General features: G+C 46.6%; 3 protein-coding genes. 2 read left to right on the top strand and 1 reads right to left on the bottom strand.

The annotated features are described in order from the left end of the window. Together ABYU67_RS12135 and ABYU67_RS12130 are read left to right on the top strand one after the other, a co-directional pair. On the top strand, positions 1 to 421 hold a 421-nt coding region (locus ABYU67_RS12135), incomplete at its 5' end, for a CoA transferase (protein ID WP_372845559.1). A gap of 59 nt (positions 422 to 480) precedes the next feature. After that, entirely contained in the window at positions 481 to 1,530 is a 1,050-nt protein-coding gene (locus ABYU67_RS12130; protein ID WP_372845557.1) for a histone deacetylase family protein, read from the top strand. A gap of 69 nt (positions 1,531 to 1,599) precedes the next feature. Here the strand turns inward: ABYU67_RS12130 and ABYU67_RS12125 are convergent. Continuing rightward, positions 1,600 to 2,367, bottom strand: a 768-nt coding sequence (locus ABYU67_RS12125; RefSeq protein WP_372845555.1) for an IclR family transcriptional regulator, incomplete at its 5' end; no start/stop codon positions are given.

Raw genomic sequence — 2,367 nt, 5'->3', positions numbered from 1 at the left:
GTTTGCCAAGCTTTGCACTGTGTTGGGCGTTGATTGGCATAGCGACAGCCGTTTTGCGACCAATCCTACCCGGGTTGCCAATCGTGAGCTACTTTGTGATGAGTTAGCTAAGAAGTTTGCCGAGCAACCTCGCAGCTATTGGTTAGAGGTGTTGGATCAAGCAGGTATTCCTTGTGGCGCGATTCATAATATCTCTGAGGCATTGGCCATGCCGCAAGCGCTAGCACGTGAGATGGTGGTTGATTTTGCCAAACAAGGCAGCCCTGTTCGTGCCCTTGGGAATCCGATTAAATTATCCGCCTCACCGGTTACTTATCGTACGCCGCCACCGCAATTGAGCGAGCATACCGATAGTACGCTTGCTGATTTGGGCTATGACAGCGACATGATAGCAAAGCTGAAAGCCGATGGGATTGTTTAGTTAAGCATCATCAGAAAAAAGCGCCATTGGAAAAAATGTTCAACAAAGGAATGTTAAGCATGAAGATATATAGCCATGAAAACCTCAGTTTGCATAGACCGTTACCTTATTTTTCTTATGGCAAGATGCATGAGCCGTTAGAGATACCAGAGCGCATGGTCGAGTTGTTAAAGGCGCCAGTGGCACTAGGTTTAGAGGTAACCACTGCCACCGATGTTGGAATGGGGCCAATATTAGCAGTTCATGATTTCGGTTACGTGGATTTTCTCAAGCATGGCTATGATGAATGGATGGCGGTTGAGGAAGATTTGGGCGCACAGGTACAGACAGGGGTTTTTGTGCCGTATGACAATTCTGGTATCGGCATTATGGCAAAGGCTGCTAAATATCAGGCCGATGATAGTGCGCCCATCAGTGAGCATTCTTGGACATCTATTTATTGGTCGGCACAAACGGCGCTAAATGCTGCTGAGGCCTTATTAAATGAAGATGCATCAAGTGCTGAGCGTGGGCAACATAATATCCAGCTTTGCTTTTCACGGCCGCCTGGTCACCATGCGCGCAAGAGCGCGGCGGGCGGATTTTGCTACCTTAATAACGCCGCCATCATCGCCGAGCATCTGCGGCAAAAATACGCAAAAATCGCCATTATAGACACCGATATGCACCACGGTCAGGGCATCCAAGAGATATTTTACGAGCGCAGTGATGTGCTCTATACCTCGGTTCATGGTGATCCGGTTAACTTTTATCCAGCCGTCACTGGTCATGAGTTTGAAAGGGGTTCAGGCGCGGGCGAAGGCTATAACGTCAACTTCCCGATGCCACATGGCACCGATGAAGCTGGGTTTTTTAACTATGTTGATAAATCTATCGAGGCGATGACGCTATTTGACCCTGATGTCATCGTTCATGTGTTGGGTTTTGATGTGTATAAAGACGACCCAGAAGCCAGATGTGCGGTCACTACTGAAGGATTTACCATATTGGCGCAAAAGCTGAAAGCGTTAAACAAACCGTTAATTGTCTTGGTTGAAGGCGGTTATTACCTGCAAAAGCTCAATGACAATTTGCAAGCATTTTTATCAGGGCTGATTTCAGAAGATTAAAAGTCTGCATTAAAATTACTGAAAAATTGGAATAAATGAAGACATTAAATAGCTAGCAGCGTTTAGGTTTTATTGATGAGCAATAAAGCCCAAACGCTGCTCAATTTGCTCCGCCAGCTCAATTAGTACCGCACTGACCTCAGCTCGCTTGGACTCATACTCTGCCTGTAAAAAGCTGACCGCCATACCTGCTACGGCATTACCTGACGCATTACGAATATAAGTGCCAAGGCAATACATACCTTCGCGCAGTTGTCCATCGTCAAGGGAGATACGACTGTTTTGAATAGCCGCCAGCTCGGTAGACAAGTCATTAAAGTTATCGACGCCGTACTGGGTAATAGGCGTAGGGAAACCGCTGGCATAGATGGACTTTATGCTGTCCATTGAGAAGGTTGAAAGCATCGCTTTACCGGTCGCAGAAAATACTGCTGGCACGCGTACACCAGCGCGGAAAGTAAAGCCAAGCGGAGCAGGCGCTTCATGGCAAGCTAAAAATACCACTTCACCCAAGTCTAGTTTGGATAAAGTCACCGTATGTTGAAGCAGGGTAGGATACTGGACAATAAGGTCTTTAAATAGCTGAATGACGCCTTGCTGCTGCTCATACTTGCCGGCCCAATACATCAAATACGAACCCAAATGAAAGCGGCTATCACTGTCTTTATAGATCACATGCTTAGTCAGGAGGGTTTGCAAAATATTATAAGTTGAGCTACGCGGCAGGTTGAGCGCTTTGGCAATATGAGCTGCCGTTAAGGGCTGAGTACTGTCAGTAATCAAATCTAAAATCTGAAAAGTTTTGTCCAAAGCAGGAACGGCAGTGGTGCTCATAAG

This window comes from Psychrobacter sp. (genome assembly GCF_041554015.1).
Classification (GTDB): Bacteria; Pseudomonadota; Gammaproteobacteria; order Pseudomonadales; family Moraxellaceae; genus Psychrobacter.
The sequence above is the reverse complement of the archived record's forward strand: the minus strand, read 5'-3'. Positions and strand labels throughout refer to the sequence as shown.

Coding starts and splice junctions, on each gene's coding strand:
- ABYU67_RS12130 (WP_372845557.1), top strand. CDS start 481: ATGAAGATATATAGCCATGAAAACCTCAGTTTGCATAGACCGTTACCT.